Annotated in this window: 23 protein-coding genes; 11 read left to right on the plus strand and 12 right to left on the minus strand. The window is 33.8% G+C overall.

Annotated elements, in window-relative coordinates; all coding sequences use genetic code 11:
* Nucleotides 1-53: 53 nt before the first annotated feature.
* Entirely contained in the window at nucleotides 54-791 is a 738-nt protein-coding gene (locus ACNO7W_RS08745) for a diphthine--ammonia ligase (protein ID WP_417937840.1), read from the minus strand.
* Nucleotides 792-1,029: 238 nt separating this feature from the next.
* Here ACNO7W_RS08745 and ACNO7W_RS08750 point away from each other — a divergent pair, with 238 nt between their 5' ends.
* Together ACNO7W_RS08750 and ACNO7W_RS08755 are read left to right on the plus strand one after the other, a co-directional pair.
* Nucleotides 1,030-1,818, plus strand: coding sequence for a transposase (locus ACNO7W_RS08750; RefSeq protein WP_417937841.1), 789 nt, complete (start codon nucleotides 1,030-1,032; stop codon nucleotides 1,816-1,818).
* 2 nt (nucleotides 1,819-1,820) lie between these two features.
* Entirely contained in the window at nucleotides 1,821-3,884 is a 2,064-nt protein-coding gene (locus ACNO7W_RS08755) for a M1 family metallopeptidase (protein ID WP_417937842.1), read from the plus strand.
* 172 nt (nucleotides 3,885-4,056) lie between these two features.
* On the opposite strand, the gene ACNO7W_RS08760 is transcribed toward ACNO7W_RS08755, so the two are convergent.
* Nucleotides 4,057-4,578 (minus strand): hypothetical protein, encoded by a 522-nt coding sequence (locus tag ACNO7W_RS08760; RefSeq protein WP_417937843.1) that lies wholly within the window; start codon nucleotides 4,576-4,578, stop codon nucleotides 4,057-4,059.
* Nucleotides 4,579-4,708: 130 nt separating this feature from the next.
* Between ACNO7W_RS08760 and ACNO7W_RS08765 the strand changes: the two genes are divergently transcribed.
* The 3 genes from ACNO7W_RS08765 (at nucleotide 4,709) to ACNO7W_RS08775 (ending at nucleotide 8,634) form a co-directional block, all read left to right on the plus strand.
* Nucleotides 4,709-5,476 carry a sulfite exporter TauE/SafE family protein gene (locus ACNO7W_RS08765; protein ID WP_417937844.1) on the plus strand — a complete coding sequence of 256 codons (768 nt, stop codon included), beginning with the start codon at nucleotides 4,709-4,711 and terminating at the stop codon, nucleotides 5,474-5,476.
* Nucleotides 5,477-5,595: 119 nt separating this feature from the next.
* Nucleotides 5,596-7,932: an ATP-dependent helicase gene (locus ACNO7W_RS08770; RefSeq protein WP_417937845.1), complete on the plus strand. Its 2,337-nt coding sequence runs from the start codon at nucleotides 5,596-5,598 to the stop codon at nucleotides 7,930-7,932.
* Nucleotides 7,933-8,013: 81 nt separating this feature from the next.
* On the plus strand, nucleotides 8,014-8,634 hold the full coding sequence (locus ACNO7W_RS08775; protein WP_314896800.1) for an L-threonylcarbamoyladenylate synthase: 621 nt from the start codon (nucleotides 8,014-8,016) through the stop codon (nucleotides 8,632-8,634).
* 151 nt (nucleotides 8,635-8,785) lie between these two features.
* On the opposite strand, the gene ACNO7W_RS08780 is transcribed toward ACNO7W_RS08775, so the two are convergent.
* From ACNO7W_RS08780 to ACNO7W_RS08790, 3 genes are all read right to left on the minus strand, one after another.
* Nucleotides 8,786-9,619, minus strand: coding sequence for an OmpA/MotB family protein (locus ACNO7W_RS08780; protein WP_143388675.1), 834 nt, complete (start codon nucleotides 9,617-9,619; stop codon nucleotides 8,786-8,788).
* A 74-nt stretch (nucleotides 9,620-9,693) separates the two neighbouring features.
* Nucleotides 9,694-10,680, minus strand: coding sequence for a glycosyltransferase family 2 protein (locus ACNO7W_RS08785; protein WP_417937846.1), 987 nt, complete (start codon nucleotides 10,678-10,680; stop codon nucleotides 9,694-9,696).
* Nucleotides 10,681-10,693: 13 nt separating this feature from the next.
* Nucleotides 10,694-11,143, minus strand: coding sequence for a type I restriction enzyme HsdR N-terminal domain-containing protein (locus ACNO7W_RS08790; RefSeq protein WP_143388677.1), 450 nt, complete (start codon nucleotides 11,141-11,143; stop codon nucleotides 10,694-10,696).
* 91 nt (nucleotides 11,144-11,234) lie between these two features.
* Here ACNO7W_RS08790 and holA point away from each other — a divergent pair, with 91 nt between their 5' ends.
* The 3 genes from holA (at nucleotide 11,235) to ettA (ending at nucleotide 14,256) form a co-directional block, all read left to right on the plus strand.
* Nucleotides 11,235-12,239 carry a DNA polymerase III subunit delta gene (holA, locus tag ACNO7W_RS08795; protein ID WP_417937847.1) on the plus strand — a complete coding sequence of 335 codons (1,005 nt, stop codon included), beginning with the start codon at nucleotides 11,235-11,237 and terminating at the stop codon, nucleotides 12,237-12,239.
* A gap of 62 nt (nucleotides 12,240-12,301) precedes the next feature.
* The gene (locus tag ACNO7W_RS08800) at nucleotides 12,302-12,484 is read left to right on the plus strand and encodes a CAL67264 family membrane protein (protein WP_091169561.1); all 183 of its coding nucleotides are present in this window, start codon (nucleotides 12,302-12,304) and stop codon (nucleotides 12,482-12,484) included.
* Nucleotides 12,485-12,561: 77 nt separating this feature from the next.
* Entirely contained in the window at nucleotides 12,562-14,256 is a 1,695-nt protein-coding gene (gene ettA, locus ACNO7W_RS08805; RefSeq protein ID WP_144064994.1) for an energy-dependent translational throttle protein EttA, read from the plus strand.
* A 178-nt stretch (nucleotides 14,257-14,434) separates the two neighbouring features.
* On the opposite strand, the gene ACNO7W_RS08810 is transcribed toward ettA, so the two are convergent.
* Both ACNO7W_RS08810 and ACNO7W_RS08815 read right to left on the minus strand, forming a co-directional pair.
* Complete coding sequence (locus ACNO7W_RS08810; RefSeq protein WP_417937848.1) at nucleotides 14,435-14,848, minus strand: thiol-disulfide oxidoreductase DCC family protein; 414 nt, start codon at nucleotides 14,846-14,848, stop codon at nucleotides 14,435-14,437.
* A 445-nt stretch (nucleotides 14,849-15,293) separates the two neighbouring features.
* The gene (locus ACNO7W_RS08815; protein ID WP_417937850.1) at nucleotides 15,294-17,459 is read right to left on the minus strand and encodes an endonuclease MutS2; all 2,166 of its coding nucleotides are present in this window, start codon (nucleotides 17,457-17,459) and stop codon (nucleotides 15,294-15,296) included.
* 163 nt (nucleotides 17,460-17,622) lie between these two features.
* On the opposite strand from ACNO7W_RS08815, the gene ACNO7W_RS08820 reads away from it, so the two are divergent.
* From ACNO7W_RS08820 to ung, 3 genes are read left to right on the plus strand one after another with little or no spacing between them, the layout of a single operon-like run.
* A complete protein-coding gene (locus tag ACNO7W_RS08820) occupies nucleotides 17,623-17,913 on the plus strand; it encodes a nucleotidyltransferase family protein (RefSeq protein WP_417937852.1) in 291 nt (96 codons plus the stop codon).
* Nucleotides 17,906-18,271: a DUF86 domain-containing protein gene (locus ACNO7W_RS08825; protein WP_417937853.1), complete on the plus strand. Its 366-nt coding sequence runs from the start codon at nucleotides 17,906-17,908 to the stop codon at nucleotides 18,269-18,271. Before ACNO7W_RS08820 ends, ACNO7W_RS08825 begins: the two co-directional genes overlap by 8 nt.
* A gap of 1 nt (nucleotide 18,272) precedes the next feature.
* Nucleotides 18,273-18,953, plus strand: a complete 681-nt coding sequence (gene ung, locus ACNO7W_RS08830) for a uracil-DNA glycosylase (protein WP_417937854.1) — start codon at nucleotides 18,273-18,275, stop codon at nucleotides 18,951-18,953.
* A 200-nt stretch (nucleotides 18,954-19,153) separates the two neighbouring features.
* Here ung and ACNO7W_RS08835 read toward each other — a convergent pair whose 3' ends face one another.
* From ACNO7W_RS08835 to ACNO7W_RS08855, 5 genes are all read right to left on the minus strand, one after another.
* Nucleotides 19,154-19,528, minus strand: coding sequence for a DUF4258 domain-containing protein (locus tag ACNO7W_RS08835; RefSeq protein WP_144064997.1), 375 nt, complete (start codon nucleotides 19,526-19,528; stop codon nucleotides 19,154-19,156).
* 36 nt (nucleotides 19,529-19,564) lie between these two features.
* Nucleotides 19,565-20,764, minus strand: coding sequence for an alanine dehydrogenase (locus ACNO7W_RS08840; RefSeq protein WP_417937855.1), 1,200 nt, complete (start codon nucleotides 20,762-20,764; stop codon nucleotides 19,565-19,567).
* Nucleotides 20,765-20,857: 93 nt separating this feature from the next.
* On the minus strand, nucleotides 20,858-21,331 hold the full coding sequence (locus ACNO7W_RS08845; protein ID WP_417937856.1) for a GNAT family N-acetyltransferase: 474 nt from the start codon (nucleotides 21,329-21,331) through the stop codon (nucleotides 20,858-20,860).
* A gap of 10 nt (nucleotides 21,332-21,341) precedes the next feature.
* Entirely contained in the window at nucleotides 21,342-21,749 is a 408-nt protein-coding gene (gene tsaE / locus ACNO7W_RS08850) for a tRNA (adenosine(37)-N6)-threonylcarbamoyltransferase complex ATPase subunit type 1 TsaE (RefSeq protein ID WP_417937858.1), read from the minus strand.
* A gap of 82 nt (nucleotides 21,750-21,831) precedes the next feature.
* Nucleotides 21,832-23,385, minus strand: a complete 1,554-nt coding sequence (locus tag ACNO7W_RS08855; RefSeq protein ID WP_143388711.1) for a bifunctional response regulator/alkaline phosphatase family protein — start codon at nucleotides 23,383-23,385, stop codon at nucleotides 21,832-21,834.
* Between the last annotated feature and the right edge of the window lie 427 nt (nucleotides 23,386-23,812).

The following is a 23,812-nucleotide window of genomic DNA, read 5'->3' on the forward strand; positions in this document are numbered from 1 at the left end:
TCAAAAAAAACAAAACTCCGTTGTCTCATGACTTCGGAGCTTTTTATTGAAAACTATTTAGCTAATAAATCACAATACCAAAACCCAAAATCAAACGCATCGGAAGCACTCGTGTCGCAAGCGGTATTCGAGGAATCTTCATCTTTTGGTTTTTCGTATTTTCTATAAACGACTTCGCCAATTTCAAAATCAATCGGTTTAGAGAAAATAGGACCATCAAAAGTGAACGTATGGAATTCACCGTTTTCGCCACAAACATCTACATTTTCTGGTAAATCGTTGATGAAATCCTGATCAATCACACGACCAACGAAGCTTTTATCCAAAAATCGTTCGTTGACACAAACCACAATGGTTTTGAAACCCAGACTTATAAATTCTTGAATCAAATCTTGTGTTGGAATTTTCCAAAGCGGGAAAACGCCTTCGAAACCTATTTCGGCTAATTTATCTTCCCGGTATTTACGTAAATCTTCAAGAAATATATCTCCAAAAATAGAATGCGTAACGCCTTGATCTTTTAGTTTTGCCAATGTTTCCTGCATGACTTTTTCATAGACTTCCATCGTAGGCATTTCGGGAATTTGCATGATTTCAAGCGGTAATTCAATACTTTTCGCTTGTTGTTCCAATAATTCTACCCGAACACCGTGCATCGAAATGCGCTGAAACTGTTGGTTTACACTCGTAAGTAAACAGGCAATTTCAAATTCAGAATTTTGTAATGTTTTGTATAAGGCAAGCGCAGAATCTTTTCCGCTGCTCCAATTAAATAGGGCTTTCTTTTTCAATGTGGTTTTCTTGAGGTTTTTCTGGGGGTAAATTTAAACTAATAATTTGTTTGTGCTAAATATTTTATTGTGTTAAAGACGCATTGCTATGCGTCTCTACATCATACGTCCTTACAAATAGAATCGGTAAAAAAAATCAGAGTAATTTTGAATTCTTTGTTTTAGAATTTATTGCAATAAAATGCTTATTTTTATTGCTCTAATCTTCTTACAAATTAATAAAACACTTTGATTTTAAATGACATTATTCAAAAATAAATATAGAATAGAATCCAATCGATTGAAAAATTGGGATTATTCCAGTAATGCTATTTATTTTTTGACCATCTGTACTTGTCAAAGAGCCTGTGTTTTTGGAATGATAGAAAATGGAAAGATGATTTTGAATCAAAATGGTGTTATTGTTGAAGAAGAAATTTTAGATTCAATTAAAATCAGGCAAGATTGGATTTTTCATAATTGGATTGTGATGCCAAATCATATTCATCTGTTAGTTGAAATAAAAAAACATGTAATCCCACAATTTAGTTATTCTGATAAGACAATTCATTCTGATGATACAGATATTGAATTAATGAATTTATATGTTTCTCATGTTGATATGTTTGATGGTAACGCAGAGACGCATTGCTATGCGTCTCAACAATTAGAGACAAATAGCAATTCAGAAATATACGATGCCAAATTGGAAACCCACAACGCAGAGACGCATAGCAATGCGTCTCTACATAAAACACCGGATATAACAAAAAACCTGAATTTAAGAACTAACGATAATCATATTACAACAAATAAATTATCACGAAGACCAAGGTCAATTTCCTCATTTGTTGGAGGAATTAAAGGTATTGTTACGCTAAAAATAAATGAATTGAACAATCAATTCGAAGGTTCGATTTGGCAATCTAATTATCACGACCACATAGTAAGGAGTTACGAAGAATTTAAGACTATTTATTATTACATTGAAAACAATCCTAAGAATTGGGTGGAAGACACTTTTAATCCCATTAATGCTAAAAAATAAATATGAAATACCTCTTCCTCTTACTATCCACAATAACATTCGCCCAACAAACCCAATCTGTCGATTTTAGATCGGTTCATGGGCAAATAACAATTAATCCTAAAGATAAATCTGTTAGAGGAGCAGTTAGTTATTGGTTTGATGTTTTAAAACCCACAGATACCATTAAAATCGATGCGCAAAACATGGATTTTACTGATGCAGAATTGAATCAGAAAGAAATTCAATTTACTACTAATGGAAAGCAAATTCTATTGATTTCTGCTTTCAAAAAAGGGACAAATAACATTAGTTTTAATTATGTTGCCAAACCCAAGCAAACGCTTTATTTTGTGGGTTCTGAAGAGAAAGATAATGTACAAATTTGGACGCAGGGACAAGGGAAAAATACCAGCAATTGGTTCCCAAGTTTTGATGATGTGAAAGAGAAAGTCATTTTTAATTTAGAAGTTGTTGTTGATTCTAAATACCAAGTAATTTCTAATGGAATTTTAAAAAGTAAAGTGAATAACAATTCGATGACGTACTGGAGATTCAACATGCATAAACCAATGAGTTCGTATTTATTGATGCTTTCCATTGGAAAATTTGAAAAACAAACACAAAAATCAAATTCGGGAATTCCTTTAGAAATGTACTATGAATCCAAAGACGCAGCTAAATTTGAACCAACCTATCGTTATTCGAAGCAACTATTTGATTTTTTAGAAAAGGCAATAGGAGTGAAGTATCCCTGGGAAATTTATAAACAAGCTCCCGTTCGTGATTTTTTGTATGCTGGAATGGAAAATACTTCGGCAACTTTATTCTCAACTCGTTATGTAGTTGATTTTACAGGGTATGAAGATAGAAGTTATACGAATGTCAATGCACATGAATTGGCGCACCAATGGTTTGGCAATTTAGTTACTGCTGAAACTAGCAAACATCATTGGCTTCAGGAAGGTTTTGCAACGTATTATGCTTTATTGGCTGAAAAGGAAATCTACGGTGAAGATTATTTTTATTCTAAATTATATGAATCGGCGCAACAATTGAAATACGCTTCCAGAACCGATACAATTCCTGTTTTGAATGCCAAAGCCAGTTCGTTGACTTTCTATCAAAAAGGCGCTTGGGCGTTGCATGTTTTACATGAAACAATAGGAGATAAGGCTTTTAAAAAAGCAGTAAAATGCTATTTGAAAAAGCATTCGTTTCAAACGGTAAATACACAGGATTTCTTTGCTGAAATTAAAAAAGTATCTGATTATGATTTGAATAATTTTAGTAAAGTATGGCTTGAAACAACTAGTTTTAATACACAAGAGGCTAATACTTTATTGTATAAAAATAAAGCAATTCGGATATTATTTGAAGTAGAAAAATTAAGAAATAAACCGTTGTCTGAGAAAGAAGAATTTTTTACTAAAATAGTACAATCTAATGTTTATTTTTCCGTAAAAGAAGCGATAGTCAATCAATTAAAAGAACAAAAATTTGAAGACAAAGCCACACTTTTAAGCTTGGCCTTGGATACTAAAAACGTACAAGTTCGTCAAGCGGTTGCGACTACACTAAATGAAATTCCTGAAAGTTTTAGAGTGCAATATGAAACTTTACTGGATGATAAATCCTATCAAACACAAGAAATAGCGTTGTGTAATTTATGGAATAATTTTCCGGAACAACGCTCTCGATATTTGGATAAATCAAAAGGTTGGATCGGTTTCAGTGATTATAATCTACGAACATTATGGTTGTCTTTAGCATTGTCGACAGCAAATTACTCAATAAATAAAGAACAGTTAATCGAGGAATTGATTAATTATTCATCATCTAATTATGAAGCAACTATTCGTCAAGATGCTTTAGAAAAACTGCTTGCTTTTAATATAATCAATGATGAAGTATTACAAAATTTGGTAAAAGCAACAACACATCACATGTGGCAATTTTCGAAATTTGGAAGAGACAATATTAGAAGGTTATTGAAGAATGCGACGATGAGAGTTTCTTTCGAAAGAATTCTTCCAAATTTAAATGTAACCGAGCAATTTCAATTGAATCGGTTATTGAAGGAATAGCAGTTTATGTCAATTAAACATAGAATTTACTGTACTATTTTTTTAACTTAAATGAACTTATATTCCTTATATGGTTATAAATACAAACCATATAAGGAATATAAGTTCATTTAAGAAATGGTGTTATTATTGAATTTTGTAGGAGTAAAACAAAACTGATGGTGTCAATAATCTACCACAATTGCCCCACTTCGTTTTTAATATAAGCCAAAGCCGCATTACTTGGGGATTGTTTTTCCATTAAATCATTCAAAAGCACTTCACGCAATTTATCAGCGCTATCCACACGATCACTCCTATTTGCTTTACGAATCATTTGAATGGTAGCATTTTTAGCTGTCACAATAATGGTCCAACATTCATCAGACATATAAATTTGTTGTGTCAAATTATGTTCAAATTCCTGTTCGATTTGTGCAATTATAAGATTTTCATAATCGTTTTTATCTTGCGAAAGAGGAGTAATACGAATCAATAATTTGGTAGGATTGATGCGTTCCATATACAACGTCATGCGCTCAAATGCTTGTAAGCGTAAAGGCAATGCGTTTTTCTGGGCTTCTTTGCTTAATAAATAACGGCGTCTTCCTTCTTCATTTTTGGTATGAAGATCAAAAAAATAATAGGCCACAACCCCTGTAACAACAGCTGGTAAAGTATAACTTAGTAATTCTATGATTTGTATTGATTCCATTTTTTTGTAAAATTTATAAAAGCAAAAATATACTTTTTTGATTATAAATCAACTTGATTTTATTAGCAATAAATCAATTCGAATAGTATTTTTACCATTTATACTTGAATATTTAATATCGATTTTTAGAATGGAAACTTACGTATTGGTTTTACTTTGTTTTGCCGCTTTTGCCGCAGGATTTATAGATGCTATTGTAGGTGGCGGCGGACTGATACAAACGCCTATGGGGTTGATATTATTACCTAATTTGCCAGTTTCAACAGTTATTGGAACCTTAAAAGTTCCTGCTTTTAGTGGTACTTCTTTTGCAGCCTATCAATATCTTAAAAAAGTAGATATGAACTGGAAATTGTTAGGGATTATGATACTTTTGGCTTTTCCTTCCGCTTTTTTAGGCTCTACATTATTGACGTATGTGAGTAATGATTTTATGAAACCGTTATTATTAGTGGTTCTTTCATTTTTAGTTATTTACACGTATGCAAAGAAGAATTTTGGTCAGCATATTGAAAAGAATCACTCTCCTAGAACACAAATCTTAAATGCGATTGCAATCAGTTTTGTTGTTGGATTATATGATGGATTTATCGGTCCAGGAACAGGAAGTTTTTTAGTGGTAGCTTTTATTGCTATTATAGGTTTTGATTTTTTGCATGCTTCCGCAAATGCTAAAATGGTGAATCTGTCGACTAACTTTGGTTCCATTTGTCTATTTATTTTGAAAGGCAAAATTATTTGGGCAGTAGCAATACCAATGGCGGCCAGTAATGCTTTTGGCGGATGGATTGGGGCAAAACTAGCCATAAACAAAGGAAATAATTTTATTCGAATTTTCTTTTTGGTTGTTGTAATCGGGACATTAATCCGATTTGCCTACGATGTGTTTTTCAAATAATAAATACAAGAATATCTTATTAAAATGAATGGCAAAATGAATTAGCCAATTGTTATTTTTTGGTACTTAAAACCTCATTCAAAATCACTATTTTTGCATAATATAATTTAAAAATTTCCATGCATAAATATATCGATCAACTTAACGAAGCGCAACGCGAACCCGTTTTACAAAAAGACGGTCCTATGATAATTATTGCAGGAGCAGGTTCTGGTAAAACGCGGGTGTTGACCATAAGAATTGCTTATTTGATGCATCAGGGAGTGGATGCGTTTAGCATTTTGTCTCTAACTTTTACCAACAAAGCAGCTCGAGAAATGAAAAAGCGTATCTCTGATATTGTAGGTGCTGGCGAAGCTAAAAATCTTTGGATGGGAACTTTTCACTCTGTTTTTGCTCGAATTCTTCGTTCAGAAGCAGAACATTTGGGCTATCCTTCGAATTTTACCATATATGATTCTCAAGATTCACTTCGTGCAATTTCAGGAATTATCAAAGAAATGCAATTGGACAGGGATGTATACAAACCAAAACAGGTTTTAACTAGGATTTCCAATTTCAAAAATAGTTTGATTACAGTAAAAGCCTATTTCAACGATCTTGATTTGCAAGAAGCCGATGCCATGTCTAAAAAACCTCGAATGGGTGAAATTTATCAGAATTATGTAGACCGATGTTTTAAAGCAGGAGCAATGGATTTTGATGATTTGTTATTGAAAACTAATGAGCTGCTGACTCGTTTTCCGGAAGTTTTGGCTAAATATCAAAACCGTTTCCGTTATATATTGGTGGATGAGTACCAGGATACGAATCACTCTCAATATTTGATTGTTAGAGCGTTGTCTGATAAATTTCAGAATATTTGTGTGGTAGGTGATGATGCGCAAAGTATTTATGCGTTTCGTGGAGCAAACATCAATAATATCCTGAATTTCCAGAAAGATTATGAAGGGGTAAAAACCTTTCGATTGGAACAGAATTATCGTTCGACAAAAAATATTGTTGAAGCGGCAAATACCATCATCGATAAAAATAAAGTCAAGCTTGATAAAATAGTTTGGACTGCCAATGATTTTGGTCCAAAAATAAAAGTGCACCGCAGTTTAACCGATAACGAGGAAGGTCGATTTGTAGCCAGTACTATCTGGGAAGAAAAAATGCAAAACCAGTTGCATAATGGCTCATTCGCGATTTTGTATCGTACTAATGCACAATCTCGTGCTATGGAAGATGCATTGAGAAAAAGAGATATCCCTTACCGAATTTATGGGGGACTTTCATTTTATCAAAGAAAAGAAGTTAAGGATGTATTGTGCTACTTGCGATTGGTTATCAATCCAAAAGATGAAGAAGCATTAGTGCGAGTAATCAATTATCCAGCTCGCGGAATTGGGAATACAACCATCGAGAAATTAACCATTGCCGCCAATCATTACAAACGTTCCATTTTTGAAGTGATGCAGAATATTGAGCGAATTGATTTAAAACTGAATTCGGGAACCAAACAAAAGCTACTTGATTTTGTGACTATGATTCAAAGTTTTCAAGCCATAAATGAAAATCAGGATGCCTTTTATCTTGCTGATCACGTTGCTAAAAAAACGGGATTGGTTCAAGAATTAAAGAAAGATGCGACTCCTGAGGGAATGGCTAAAATCCAGAATATTGAGGAATTATTAAACGGTATCAAGGATTTCACCGAAGGTCAAAAAGAAGTTGAAGGCGCTAGAGGTGCATTATCTGAGTTTATGGAGGACGTGGCTTTGGCAACGGATTTAGATAAAGATACCAGTGATGAAGATCGTGTGGCCTTAATGACGATTCACTTAGCCAAAGGATTGGAATTCCCTCATGTTTTTGTGGTAGGAATGGAAGAGGATTTATTTCCGAGTGCCATGAGTATGAGTACCAGAAGCGAACTGGAAGAAGAACGTCGCTTATTTTATGTAGCTTTGACAAGAGCCGAACATCAGGCCTATTTGACGTACGCACAATCCCGATATCGTTGGGGAAAATTAACGGATAGCGAACCTTCGCGTTTTATTGAGGAAGTCGACAGTCAGTATTTAGAATATATGACACCTCCTGAAAATAATTACCGTTATAAACCTATGATTGACAGTGATGTTTTTGGTGATGTAGATAAATCCAAATTGCGTCTGGCAAAACCAATAGGAGGAACACCTCCAAAATCCATTACCGATAACGAACCTAAACCGGATGTAAATATTCGGAAACTAAAACCAGTCTCTGCAGGTAATCCTTCGGCTGGAAGCGCCAATTTATTTGATAACAAACTGGTTGCAGGTAATGTGGTTATGCACGAACGCTTTGGAAAAGGACAAGTGATCAATCTGGAAGGAGTGGGAGCTGATAAAAAAGCCGAAATCAAATTTGAAGTGGGCGGAATAAAGAAATTGTTATTGCGATTTGCAAAATTGGATATTATCGGATAAAAATTTGTTTCAAGTTTAAGGTTTAAAGTTGTCTGTTAGAAGAACTTTAAACTTTAAATATTTTAACTTTAAACTAAAACTATGGCTCAATTTATAAAAATATACCCGGACAAACCAAACGAAGCAGCAATTGCCAAAGTAGTTAAGGTTTTAAAAGATGGCGGTTTAGTGATTTATCCAACGGATACCGTGTACGGATTGGGATGTGATATTACCAATACGAAAGCACTAGAACGTGTCGCCAAGATAAAAGGAATTAAGCTGGAAAAGGCTAATTTTTCCTTTGTTTGTCACGATTTGAGTAATTTATCCGATTATGTGAAACAAATTGATACGGCTACTTTTAAACTATTAAAAAGAGCTTTGCCAGGACCATATACTTTTATTTTACCGGGAAATAACAACTTGCCTAAAGAATTCAAAAAGAAAACGACAGTCGGGATTCGGGTTCCCGATAATTCGATTGCACTGGAAATTGTACGTCAATTAGGCAATCCAATTGTTTCTACTTCAATTCATGATGATGATGATGTGATTGAATATACAACAGATCCGGAACTTATTTTCGAGAAATGGCAAAACCTTGTTGACTTGGTTATCGATGGTGGTTATGGTGACAATATGGGATCTACCATTATAGATTTGTCTGGTGATGAACCTATTGTTGTAAGAGAAGGAAAAGGGAGTTTGGATATTCTTTAGATGGCAGATGACAGGTTTCAGTAAAAAAATAAGACGAATTTAATTTGTTAAAAAAAAATATTAATTTGTAATGCACATAAAAAAACGTCTCGATTTCTCAAGACGTTTTTTTTATGCAATCTGAACTGATCACTGAAAACTGACCACTTTCTTATTGTTTTTGTTTTTTCATTTCTTTTTCAATCATTTCATAGAACTGATCGATTTTTGGTAAAACAACGATACGTGTTCTTCTGTTGCGAGATCTGTTTTCAGCTGAATCATTGGCAACTAAAGGAACGTAAGAACTTCTTCCTGCAGCAATTAATTGTTCTGGTTTAACACCTAATTGATTTGTCAATACACGAATTATTGAAGTTGAACGTTTCACACTTAAATCCCAGTTGTCAAGTAAGACTCCTGAACCATTGTAAGGGACGTTATCAGTATGTCCTTCAACCATACATTCAAAATCAGGTTTGTCATTTACCACTTTAGCTACTTTAGCCAAAACACTTTTTGCTTTATCAGTTACGTCGTAACTTCCTGTTTTAAACAACAACTTGTCAGCAATAGATATAAATACAACTCCTTTTTCAACATTTATTTCAATATCCGGATCAGATATTCCTACAGCGCTTTTCAAACTGGTAACTACAGCAAGGGTAACACTGTCTTTTTTAGTTAATGCATCTTGCATTCTGCTGATTTTCAAATCTTTTTCTTTGATAGATTCTAAAGCTTTCTCAATATTTTCAGCCCCTTTAGTGGTCAATACCGTCATGTCTTTAGACGTATTGATCAGTGTTTGATTGTGTTCTTTTAAACCGGCTACAGTTGCTGAAAGTCCCGCTTTTTCTTCTAAGCAAGAATTTAATTTTACAGTAGCAGAATTCAATAAATCTTGGGTTTCTTTGTTTCTGGCTTCTAAATCGGTGTATTTCTTTTTAGAAACACAAGAAGTTAAAACAGCCAATACTGATAAGGCAATTACTATTTTTCTCATAATTTTTTTTTTAAGATTTGATTTGTAAATTTAGTTTTTAAAAGTTAGAAATTATACATAAATTAATGTTAAAATTATTTTACAAAAACCTTACCATTGTTAATGTAATAAGAAAAAACGATGCTTTTCGTATTGTAATATTTTTTAGTTTGAAATTTGTCTCTTTTGTGTAAATTACTCGAAAACAGACTGTAAAATGAACCATGTGCCTTTACTATTGCTAAAAAATGATTGCATTTTCCTTGTAAAAGAAAATGTAATCCGGCAATTCCATCCAGGATCATTCTGCAAAACAGAATCCAGTACAATTTATCTTTAGGTAAATTTTTAGTCAACATTAATAAAGAGTTTCTAAAATTCAAATACGTTTTCTTTGGATTTCCTTGTTGCAAAGTGGCTCCACCAACATGATAAACAACCGATTCTGAATTGTATTTTATTTTATATCCTTTATTGATTGCACGCCAACATAAATCAATTTCTTCCTGATGGGCAAAAAAATCAGCATCAAAACCTTTTAATTCCTTATAAACCGAGCTTCGTATAAAAAAGCAAGCTCCGGAAGCCCAGAATATTTCACAGTTATCATTGTATTGTCCGTTATCTTTTTCTAAAGTTTCAAAAATACGTCCACGACAGTAAGGATAACCGTATTGGTCTATAAAACCTCCCGCAGCACCTGCGTATTCGAAGTATTCCTTGTTTTTGTAATCTAATATCTTAGGTTGAATGGTGGCAGTTTCAGGCTCCTTTTCGAAAGTTTTTAGGATAGGCTGAAGCCAATTTTCGGTAACTTCAATGTCGGAATTGACCAAAGCGTAAATTTCGGCATCAATATGTTTTAATACTTCATTGTAACCACCTGCAAATCCTAAATTAATGTCGTTTTTTACAATTTTAACGGATGGAAAATTAGCCAACACAAATGAAATGGAATCATCTGTCGAAGCATTATCAGCAACATAAATTGTAGCTTCAGGCGAATATTTTACAATCGAAGGCAAAAATTGTTCTAATAATTGTACTCCGTTCCAATTGAGTATGACAACAGCTATTTTCATTTAGATTATTTGATTATAGGATTTGATATATTGGTAATTCGGTCAGAAACTGATATTTTTCATTTTCAAAATCCATTTGGCAAAAGTAATGATTCAATCCATTGGTTACCATTAGAAATTGGGCTTTCATCGTCATATTATAACGGGCAATTTGGTCGAAGGTAGCTTGTGCAATTTTTATTTCAGGTGCTTTGCATTCGATTAAAATGAAAATAGAACCATCAGGATTGAAAACAACAACATCGTATCTTTTGCGCAAGCCATTGACTTTCAAAACTTTTTCTACATTAATCAATGATTTGGGGTATTTTTTTTCTTCCAATAAAAACTGGACTACATGCTGACGAACCCATTCTTCCGGAGTAAGAATGATAAATTTTTTCCTGATTTCATCAAAAATGGAGACTTTATTTTCGCTATTTTTGAACCGAAAGTTATAAAGTTGAAAATTTAGTTTTTGCATAAAGCAAAAGTATTAAATAAGTTTAAAATTTAAAGTTTAAAGTTTCATTCGAAGCAACAAACTTTAAACTTCAAACTTTAAACAAAAAGAAATGGACGAGGTTGTAAAAATTGTAAATGATATAAAAAGTGGCAACATCAAACCCATCTATTTTTTGATGGGAGAAGAGCCGTATTATATTGACAAACTATCTGATTATATAGAAGAAAAAATATTAACCAAAGAGGAAAAAGGCTTTAATCAGACCGTTCTATATGGAAGAGATGTTTCAATAGAAGATATTATTTCGACCGCCAAACGGTATCCGATGATGGCGGAGCGTCAAGTTGTGATTGTAAAAGAAGCTCAGGATTTGATTCGGACGATTGATAAATTGGAAAGTTATGCCGAAAACCCAATGCCGTCAACGGTTTTGGTTTTTTGTTACAAATATAAAACTTTGGATAAACGAAAAAAACTTACCAAGTTATTAGCAAAGAATGGTGTCGTTTACGAGAGTAAAAAATTGTATGAAAATCAAGTTGGCGACTGGATTAAACGTGTTTTATCAGGTAAAAAATATGCGATTGAGCCAAAGGCAAGCGCCATGTTAGTGGAATTTCTTGGAACTGATTTGAGTAAAATAAACAACGAACTCGAAAAGTTACAGATTATCCTGCCTGCTGGAAGTACAATAACTCCAAAGCATATCGAGGAAAATATAGGTTTCAGTAAAGATTTTAATGTATTTGAATTGAGAAAAGCATTAGGAGAACGCAATCAATTAAAAGCATATACCATTGCCGAAAATTTCGCCCAAAATCCAAAAGACAATCCAATGGTGGTTACTACGAGTTTAGTTTTTGGATTTTTTATACAATTGTTGAAATACCATGGATTGAAAGACAAAAACCCAAAAAATGTCGCAGCAGTATTAGGTGTGAATCCTTTCTTTTTGAAAGAATATGATGTGGCTTTGAAGAATTATCCCATGAAAAAAGTGAGTCAAATTATTGGTGCTTTAAGAGATATTGATGTAAAAAGTAAAGGTGTTGGTGCCAATGCGTTGTCACAATCTGATTTGTTAAGAGAAATGCTTTATAAAATATTTAATTAGCGACTAAAATTACCGATATTTGCACTCCCGAAACTTCGGGATAAAATATAATTTACCTAAATATGGGAATGAATAAAAATACTATCTTAGGTTGGGCTACTTTAATAATGATTGTAATGGGTTTATTGCTTATCGCATTAGGCGCTTTCAGATATGATGACGTAGCAGGTTGGGGATTTGCAGCCGTAGGTGTTGGCTTTTTGGCTAATGCATGGGTTTTTAGTTCGCTTAAGGGCAGACTTTAAAACAGTAAACAGCAATCAGATTTTAGTGATCAGTCTTACTAGGAAATTTTAAACAAAAAAACTTTAAACAAAAAAATATGGCAGACGATAAAAAAGTGATATTCTCAATGTCGAAATTGAGTAAAACGTATTCAAGCAGTAACAAGCAAGTATTAAAAGATATTTATTTGAGTTTCTTCTACGGAGCTAAAATTGGTATTTTGGGTTTAAATGGTTCTGGGAAATCTTCTCTTTTGAGGATTATTGCCGGAGCTGATAAAAATTATCAGGGAGACGTGGTTTTTGCACCAGGTTACACCGTAGGTTATTTGGAACAAGAACCAATTTTAGATGATTCTAAAACTGTAATTGAAATTGTAAAAGAAGGTGTTGCCGAAACTATGGCAGTATTAGATGAATTCAACAAAATCAACGATAGTTTTGGTTTACCTGAAGTTTATGAAGATGCGGACAAGATGCAACAATTAATGGATCGCCAAGCTGATTTACAAGATAAAATTGACGCACTTGGGGCTTGGGAAATTGATACTAAACTGGAAATTGCAATGGACGCCTTAAGAACTCCAGAAGGTGATACGCCAATTAAGAATTTATCAGGTGGAGAACGCCGTCGCGTGGCTTTATGTCGTTTGTTGTTGCAACAACCTGATGTTTTGCTTTTGGATGAGCCTACGAATCACTTGGATGCAGAAAGTGTACTTTGGTTAGAACAACATTTAGCACAATATGCAGGAACTGTTATTGCGGTAACACACGACAGATACTTCTTGGACAATGTTGCTGGTTGGATACTTGAACTGGATAGAGGAGAAGGTATTCCTTGGAAAGGAAACTACACCTCTTGGTTAGAGCAAAAATCTGGACGCATGGCATCAGAAGAAAAAGTGGCTTCTAAACGTAGAAAAACGTTGGAACGCGAGTTGGACTGGGTTCGTCAAGGTGCAAAAGGGCGTCAGACCAAACAAAAAGCACGTTTGCAAAACTACGACAAGCTTTTGAACGAAGATCAAAAACAGTTGGATGAAAATCTGGAAATCTATATTCCTAACGGACCTCGTTTAGGAACGAATGTAATTGAAGCTAAAAATGTTTCGAAAGCATTTGGAGATAAATTATTATATGACAATTTGAATTTTAAATTGCCTCAAGCAGGAATTGTTGGAATTATCGGACCAAATGGTGCTGGTAAATCGACTATTTTCAAAATGATAATGGGTGAAGAGAAGCCAGATGCAGGAGAATTTTTAATTGGTGAAACAGTAAAAATCGCTTATGTAGATCAATCGCATTCCAATATTAATCCTGATAAATCTATTTGGGAAAACTTTTGTGATGGTCAGGAATTGATTATGATGGGTGGCCGACAAGTAAATTCAAGAGCTTATTTAAGCCGTTTTAACTTTGGCGGAAGCGATCAAAACAAGAAAGTTTCAATGCTTTCTGGTGGTGAAAGAAACCGTTTGCACCTTGCCATGACTTTGAAAGAAGAAGGAAACGTACTTTTACTGGATGAGCCAACAAATGATTTGGACATCAACACGCTTCGTGCTTTGGAAGAAGGTTTGGAAAATTTTGCAGGTTGTGCGGTAGTAATTTCTCACGACAGATGGTTCTTGGACAGAATTTGTACGCACATTCTAGCTTTCGAAGGAAACTCTGAAGTATATTATTTTGAAGGTGGTTTCTCTGATTATGAAGAAAATAAGAAGAAACGTTTGGGTGGTGATTTAACTCCGAAACGATTGAAATACAGAAAATTGATTAGAAGTTAAAAGAAGATCAAAAAATTCGAAGCCTCAAATTGTAGAATTTGAGGCTTTTTTTGGCGCTAATTTTTTAAGGAGCTATTTCCTGCTATTCACTACAATCTTTATGGTTTTTCTTTAAAACCATAAAGGATTTTCGTTGCTATCAGGGCTATGGCATTTGTTGTTATTAGAAAATTTAGTTTTACAAAAACTTAGATTTTAATGCTGCCGTTGGCATCATACAACTTTCTTTTTTGCCATACCATTTGTAGCGATTTCTGGCAACATAATCGTAAATAGAATCCCTAATTTTTTTTGGAATTATTTTAAAAATATTTCCAAAATAAAAAATCCCATCTAAACTTTTTGCAATTTCTAAAGCGGCTTCCGATTTATAATAATAAGCGATTCCGGGCTGGTAGAGAATTATACTGTCAATGTTTTTAGCATCGATTCCAATGTGTTTAATGATTTCCTGGCCTAAATCAGATTGTAGTGCCACAAACCTAAAAAGATCTTTTTTATCATGCTTAATTATAAATTGTACCGCTGAATTGCAGAGATTGCAAATGCCATCAAAGAGGATTATTTTTTTGTCTTTAGGTAAATTTTCCATTTTTTTGTCATTGCGAGAGTTATTCCGTCATTATTTCTTTAATTTCTTCAAATAAATCTTTCCAAGTTGGGTTCATAGAACGAATTAAAGTATTTTTCGCTTCTCGAACCTGCTTTTATTTCTTTTTCCCTTGCTATAGCATCACCAATCCATTGAAATTGCTCATATATACTAATACATTCACATTATGACGAGCAGAAAATGAATTAGGATATCTTTTCTCTTTGTGTTCCAAAATTCTTTGTGGAGGATTTGAAGTAACACACCTGTATATACTACCGTTTGGTATTTATTAGTGATGATATAGATGAATCCCGGTTTCACAGTTATTTATTTATGTTGGTTATGTTTGTCTTTGCAAGGTACAAAATAATCTAAATCTGGAATTCCAAGAATGCTTACTCCTGTTAGTGTGATTGCTTCGTTCCTCGAAATGATTTATTGCTTACTTCTTACCCGCTTCTACGAATTCCAATTCCTCTAAACTTACTTTCGAAGTAAACACGCCGTAATTCACTACTGCTTTGTTCTTCTCAATCTTATCAATACTTCCCACTGATTTTCCGTCCAGCATTCGGACACGATCACCTACTTTAAGAATGGCTTTTGGTTTTACAACTACGGGTTTTAGTTTTTTTTCTTTCTTTTCCTGGCGAATTTCTTCTACATGAACAGTGATTTCTTGTATAACTTCTTTTTTCTTCTCAATAATAGCTTTGGCCTCTTTTGGAGTGGCTTTTTTGCGTTTGGAGTTTTCAATTTCAATAATTTTCAAAAACTCCCCAATTAGGTCTTTTTTGTTTTTGTTATTAAAATATTTCTCGGCTATATCTTCAATTTTTTGACCTATGTAAATTGTTTTCTGATTGCTGTCATACAATTCCTGATAGCTTTCCAGTTTTTGCTTGATTTTTACATTGATGGTTTCCATTTTCTTGCCTTCTTCATGCGCTTTTGTTTCTTCTTCTTTCAGCGTTTGCGAAGTTTTCTCCATTTTGGATCGCTCTTTCTGAAGTGTAGCAATCGTTTTATCAAAACGTACTTTTCCTACTTCAATTTTCTTTTTCGCACGGTTTATTAAACTAAATGGAATTCCGTTTTTTAATGCTACTTCAAACGTGAAAGAACTTCCCGCTTGTCCCAAAACCAATTTATACAAAGGTTCTAATGATTTTTCATCAAAAAGCATGTTAGCATTAGTTGCGCAAGGCAATTCGTTAGCTAATATTTTCAAATTCGAATAATGCGTTGTAATAATCCCGAAGGCTTCCCGATGATAGAACTCTTCCAGAAAAATTTCGGCTAATGCGCCACCCAATTCAGGATCAGAACCAGTACCAAATTCATCAATAAGAAACATGGTTTTTTTATTGCATTTCTTCAGAAAGTAGTTCATGTTCTTTAATCGGTAACTATAGGTACTCAAATGATTTTCAATTGATTGATTGTCTCCAATATCTGTTAAAATACGATCAAATAAAAATGTTTCACTGCGTTCGTGTACCGGAATCAACATCCCGGATTGCAACATCAATTGGAGTAATCCAACCGTTTTCAATGAGATGGTTTTTCCTCCCGCATTTGGACCTGAAATCACGATAATCCTACTTTCCTGATTTAATTCAATAGTTTGCGGATGCGTAATTTCATTTTTCTGTTTGTTATTCAAATACAAAATAGGATGGAAGGCATCTCTAAAATAGAGCCGGCGATTCTCTGTAATTGTGGGTAAAATTCCATTGATTTTATTTGCATATTTTGCTTTGGCAGCAATCACATCAATATCACTTAGGAAATCTTGGTATTCAATAAGCAACGGTAAAAAAGGGCGAATTTTATTCGATAATTGCTTTAAAATTCTGGTGATTTCCTCTTTTTCCTCGTATTCTAAATTGCTTAGTTCACGAGAATATTTTAGTGTAGTTTCAGGTTCGATATACGCAATGCTTCCAGTTTTAGAACTGCCTAGAATCGATCCTTTTACTTTACGACGGTACATGGCTAAAACTGCCAAAACCCTCCTGTTTTGAACGAAACTTTCTTTAATGTCATCTAAATAGCCTAAGGTATTATATTGCGTTAACGCAGTTCCAAAACTTTGATTGACTTTGCCACGAACCAGATTCATATTCCGACGAATATCCAATAAATCAGGTGAGGCATTGTCTTTTATTTCACCATATTTGTCGACTACTTCATCTACCATTGTGATGATATCTTTGGTAAATTCGACTTGTAAAGCCCTTGCGTATAAGTTAGGATAATAATCTTCAAATTTTTTCAGGAAATTCAACAGAAAATTCGCAGTTGATGAAATGGTGGCAATTTTTCTAAAACTGCCTACTTCAAGAAAGCTGTCTTCGATAGCCAAGAATTTAATTTCATGTGTTATGGCATCAAAACCATGATTAGGAATGGCATTGTTATTCTGGAAAGAGGAAACATATTCAGATGTTTGCATTAATGCTTGCATCAAGGTTTCCTTATCCTTAAAAGGAGTGATTTCTAATGCTTTTTGTTTTCCAATATCGGTATTACAAATCGCCGAAATGGTTTCGAGAACGGTTGGAAATTGTAGGTCTTGTAATGTTTTTTCGGTGATGGATATCATTTAATTAAGTAGAAATTTTATACAAAGTTACAAACTTGTTAAGTTGTAATAATCTAAAACAATTAATTTTTATATTTGTTAAATGAAATCGCCATAATTCAAACTCAAATAGAAGAAAAAATGGCGATACCATGTTCCAATAAGAAACAAATAGAAGCTTCGCATGAAAAAAGATGAAATAATCAATACTCTACAAACGGAAAAGCAATTCCTGAAAGATAATTACGGGGTTGTAACGATTGCTTTGTTTGGTTCCTATGCTAAAGGACTTGAAAATCCTGATAGTGATGTTGATTTTTTTGTTGAGTTTAAAGAACCATCTTATAGCTTTTTGATGGGACTATATTCTTATTTAGAAAATAAATTAAATTCTAAAATTGAGATCGTCAGAAAAGATCCGCATGTATCAGAACGATTTCTTAATACTATTAAAAATGATTTAATTTATGTATGATGATGTTTATAAATATTCATTAGAGACTATTTTAGAACCTATCAATATTTGTAATAAAAGATTTTCTGAAATTAAAACTCCATTTGATTTTGTTTCAACAGAATACGGAAAAACACTCTTAGATGCTATTGTCACTCGTCTTCAGGCTATTGGAGAAAACTTAAAAAATACTTCTAGAAAACATGACTTGTTACAAACCAATTATCCAGATATGGAATGGAACCAGATTATTCGTTTTCGAGATTTTATTTCTCATCATTATGAAATGTTAGATTATGAGATTGTTTACCAAATATGCGAAAATTATTTACCTAAATTGGAAATAGTTTTGAAAACTGAATTAGGCAAATTTGAATAGTATGCAAATCAATCTCAATCCGGAATGGCAATCCATTTTATCAGACGAAATTCAGAAACCCTATTTTCAGGACCTAATGGAAACCGTTACTGATGAATATAAAAATCACACCTGTTATCCTCCAAAAGAGTTGATTTTCGCTGCTTTTAACTATTGCAGATTCAAAGATGTAAAAGTGGTTATTATTGGTCAGGATCCGTATCACGGAAAAGGAGAAGCCAATGGTTTGTGTTTCTCTGTAAATGAAGGTGTTAAAATTCCGCCTTCTTTGCGCAATATTTTTCGCGAAATGAGTAATGATTTAGGAACTATTTTTATGCCCGTTTCGGGTAATTTAGAAGCTTGGGCGAAACAGGGTGTTTTGCTTTTGAATGCTTCGTTAACTGTAAGAGAAGACAATCCAAACAGCCATAAACATTTAAAATGGAACGTCTTTACCGATGCTGTCATCCAGAAAATTTCCGAAGAAAAAAAGCATGTCGTCTTTTTACTTTGGGGCAGTTTTGCTCATAAAAAAGGGCTTAAAATTGACCGAAACAAACATTTGGTATTAGAATCCGGACATCCATCGCCTATGAGCGCCAATCAGGGAAAATGGTTTGGGAATAAGCATTTTAGCAAAACAAACGACTATTTGAAACAAAATGGGATAGAAATAATCAACTGGATTTCAGCAGATTAGTTATGTTGTTTAAAGTTGTAAATGTTTGGTTTTTACATTGCTCCGCGTGAGTGATGGTAGTGGAGCTCTTTTTTTGAGAGGCGTTTCAGCCTCTCAAAAAAAAGCGGGAACGTACAGCACGACCCGAAGTTTTTACGTAGGGTCACGCCCGAATTAAAACACTGTTATTCGCAGAATTAAGCCATAAATAACAATAGTGCCTATTCTTTTATGATGTCTTCTAAAACCGCTTTGTCCGAATAATTGATCACTTTTAGTGTGATTTCCTCGTTTTTAGTGGTTTTCCCTTCAATAATATACAACTTGCCTTTTTTGAGTTCGATATTGCTTTTATCAAAATCAATATCGCCGTATTGTAACGTGTTTTTTATGTCAACGGTATCAATCCACTTTTCAGCTAATATTTGGGATGCTTTTTCTGAATAATCAAAAGGTTTATTTCTTAAATCATTTAATACTCTTGCATTTGGAAAATAATTGCAACGGGTATCTTTTCCACTAAAAATAGCGGCTACAAAAAACAATCCTAATATTAAACCAATAAGATAATAAGCAAAACGATGTACGAATTTCATGTTTTAAATTTTTGGCAAAGGTAAAAGAAAGTTTGCTTAAAAAACAATTAAATTGATGTCGTTAACAGGTAAATCAAACCAATCACCAATAGCTTTATTGGTAAGGATTCCATGATAGAGATAAACTCCGTTTTTCAATCCTTTATTGCATCGTAAAGCGCTTTCAATTCCACCATCCTCAGCAATTTGTAATAAATAGGGAGTTATTATATTGCTTATGGACAACGAAGCAGTTTTTGAATATCGGGAAGGAATATTAGGTACGCAGTAATGCAAAACATTATTCTTTATAAAGGTTGGCTTTTCATGTGAAGTCACTTCCGAAGTCTCAAAGCAGCCGCCGGTATCAATACTGACATCAACAATAACAGCTCCCTTTTTCATGTATTCTACCATAGTTTCTGTAACTATAACAGGACAACGTTCTTGGCCTCTCATTGCGCCAATAGCAACATCACAACGTCTCAGGGCTTTCAATAAAGATTTAGGCTGTATGGTGGAAGTAAAAATGCGTTGATTCAAATTATTTTGTAATCGGCGTAATTTTGTAATGGAATTATCAAAAACTTTCACATTAGCACCCAAACCAATTGCTGTTTTAGCAGCAAATTCTCCAACGGTTCCTGCTCCCAAAATAACAACATCAGTAGGAGGAACGCCAGTAATATTACCGAATAATAATCCTTTCCCAAATTCGTTGGTAATCATTAATTCGGCTGCAATTAAAACGGATGCAATTCCGGCAATTTCACTTAAGGATTTGACTGCAGGATAGGTACCATCTTCATCTTTAATATATTCAAAAGCAAGCGCAGTGATTTTCTTTTTGGTTAAAGCCTCAAAATAGGTCTTTTTCCTGGTTTTCAATTGAATTGCTGATATCAGAATCGTTTCAGGATTCATCATTCCAATTTCGGCTTGGGTAGCGGGCTCTACTTTCAGTATCATGGGACAACTAAATACCTTTTTGGTATCATTAGTGATTTCGGCTCCCGCTTCAAAATATTCTTTGTCGGCGTAACTTGAACTTTCACCAGCACCCGCCTCAATCATTACCCGATGGCCATGATAGGTCAACGTATTTACAGCATCAGGTGTCAGGCAAATACGGCGTTCCTGATAACTGGTTTCTTTTGGAATACCAATAAAAAGCTCACTTTTTCGTCTTCTTATCTCAAGTTTTTCTTCCTGAGGTAATAACTGCTGCTTAGTAAATGGTGTAGTTGTTATTGACATTAGTGTTGTAAAATTTAGGGTACAATTTACGGAAAAAGTTTTAAAAAAAGACAATTGAATTACTGGAAAGCATATTGAAGTGTAAACTTTAAATTAGCTGATGCTTTTTTCCATTTTTATATCGGCTCTTTCATAAGCACCATCTTCTAAAGACACTTCTACAAAACCAAACTTTTCATACAAATGAATCGCCGGCAGTAATTTTCTATTCGAATATAAAATAAGCTTTTTTATGCCTTTCTGTTCAGCAACAGTCAGACAATGAACCATCAGTTTTTTTCCTATTCCCAGTCCTTGAATGCCGTCTTTAACCGCCATTTTACTTAATTCAAATGTTAAATTGTCAATTTTTATTAACGAAACCGTGCCAATGATTGCATCATTGTATTTTGCATAAAAAATCATTCCGCCTTTATCTATAATTTCACCTTGAGGATTTGATAATACGATTTCATCTTTGGGCTCCACCTTGAAATATTTTTCAAGCCATTCTATATTCAGGGTTTTTATATACTCCGTTAAAGCTGTTGTAAAAGGAATAATTTCAACTTTATTTTCTAAACTCATACGTATTATTTTAACTTAATTCTAAAGAACGTTTTCCGTCTGAAAGTAAGGCAATCGTAATCACTGAATGTTCATCAGGAATCAAATTCGGAATCTTCTCCGCCCATTCTATAAAACACCAATTACCGGAATATAAATAATCATCGACACCCATATCCAAAGCTTCAACTTCATTGTTTAATCTATAAAAATCAAAATGATAAATGATTTGATTATCAATTGTTTGATATTCATTAACTAAAGAAAAAGTTGGACTACTTGTTGCACCGATAACTCCAAGAGTTTTACATAATTGTTTAATCAAAGTGGTTTTTCCAACACCCATTTCTCCATGAAAAAGAATCACTTTATTCGGTTTTTCGGCTATGATTTTTTGCGCAACTTCTTCGAGTTGGTCTAAAGAAAAAATAACATTCATAATTTAAGTATTCAGTGTTCAGTTTTTAGTATTCAGTTATCTTGGCTTTCTGCAAACTGAACACTACAAACTGATCACTTTTTTATTTCGGATTAAAAACTAAAAACGGGATAATCATTTCTTCTAATGAAATTCCACCGTGCTGATACGTATTTTTGTAATAACTCACATAATGATTGTAATTGTTCACGTAGGCTAAAAACAAATCATTTTTTGCAAAAATATAAGAACTACTCATATTTATCGTTGGCAAACCAATATTTTTTGGTTCTTTCACCGCATAAACATCTTTGTGTTCGTAAGTCAAACTGCGTCCTGTTTTGTATCGCAAATTCAAACTGGTATTTTTATCACCTACCACTTTCGATGGATTTTTCACATTTATGGTTCCGTGATCCGTAGTCAAAATCAATTTGAAACCTAATTTTTGAGCTTGTTGAATAATTTCCAACAGCGGAGAATTTTTAAACCAACTCAACGTCAGCGAGCGATATGCTTTATCATCTGAGGCGAGTTCTTTCACCACATCCATTTCAGTTTTGGCGTGGGAAAGCATGTCTACAAAATTGTAAACCACGGTAACCAAGTCATTATTTTTTAAAGCTTTAAAACCTTCAACTAACTTTTTACCTCCGGCTAAATTGGTGATTTTAAAATAATCTTCCTTAATATGCAATCCCAATCGTTTCAATTGTGCCGACAAAAACTCCGCTTCATACAAGTTTTTTCCTCCTTCTTCTGGATCATTTTTCCAATATTGCGGAAACTGTTTTTCCATTTCAAGTGGTGTCAAACCTGAGAAAATAGCATTTCGTGCGTATTGCGTAGCCGTTGGCAAAATAGCGTAATACGGCACTTCTTTTTCTAGTTTATAATAATTTCCAACAACGCTTTCAAAGGCTTTCCATTGGTCGTAACGTAAATTATCAATCACCACAAAAAGTACCGGTTTATCTTTTTTTACAATTTCAGGAACCACTAATTCTTTGAATAAAGTATGCGATTGCACTGGTTTATCCGCTTTTGGTTTAAACCAATCTTCATAATTACGCTCAATGAATTTTCCAAATTGCGAATTGGCTTCCGTTTTTTGGGATTCTAAAATTTCAACCATGCTTTGATCGTTGATATTCTCTAATTCCAGTTCCCAAAAAATCAATTTCTTATACAATTCAATCCAGTCTTCATAGGAATTCACCATCGCCATTTCCATGGTAATTTTTCTAAATTCCTTCTGGTAATCCAACGTTGTTTTTTGCGAAATCAATCGGGAATGATCCAAATTTTTCTTCAAACTCAGCAAAATCTGGTTTGGATTCACGGGTTTTATCAAATAATCGGCAATTTTTGAACCAATCGCTTCCTCCATGATGTATTCTTCCTCACTTTTGGTAATCATAATCATGGGAACCGAAGATTTTTTCTCTTTCATCTCCGAAAGTGTTTCCAGACCACTCATTCCGGGCATATTTTCGTCCAGAAAAACAATATCAAAATTATTTTCCTCAAAAATATCAACCGCATCACGACCGTTATTGCAGGTAGTAACTTCGTAATTTTTCTTTTCCAGAAATAATATGTGAGGCTTTAAAAGGTCGATTTCATCATCCACCCAAAGTATTTTTATTTTATCCATAAGTCGTAGTAACAAGTGTTCAAAAGTAGTAATTGAAAGTGCCAATTTACTGTTTTTCGCAACGGTTAGTTGCTAATATTATGATAATTTTTCGCGCAATAGTTCTCCTTGTCGCTAAACAAAGATAAGAATTTTTTATCTTGAAATTGTTTCCGGGCGTGCCCCATTCTCCGTAAACTCCGTCTGGGTCGGGCTGTGCGCTGTATCTTTTTCGTCAGTTCGAGTTTCCGTTTTTACGGAAGTATCGAGAACACGAAAAAGGATGCCGCTTCCATCCCTCACGCAGTTGCTAGAACGATTGAGTTTTATAACTACTACTTAGGTAAGAAAAGTTTTCAGAAAATAAAAAGGGCATTTGATTATTTGCAGTTGTTTTTTTATAAATTCGTGAAAGTATAAAGGCTGAGCTTTATCATACAAAGTTGCC

Origin of the sequence: Flavobacterium sp. ZB4R12, from assembly GCF_048276375.1 — a bacterium.
GTDB lineage: Bacteria > Bacteroidota > Bacteroidia > Flavobacteriales > Flavobacteriaceae > Flavobacterium > Flavobacterium gawalongense.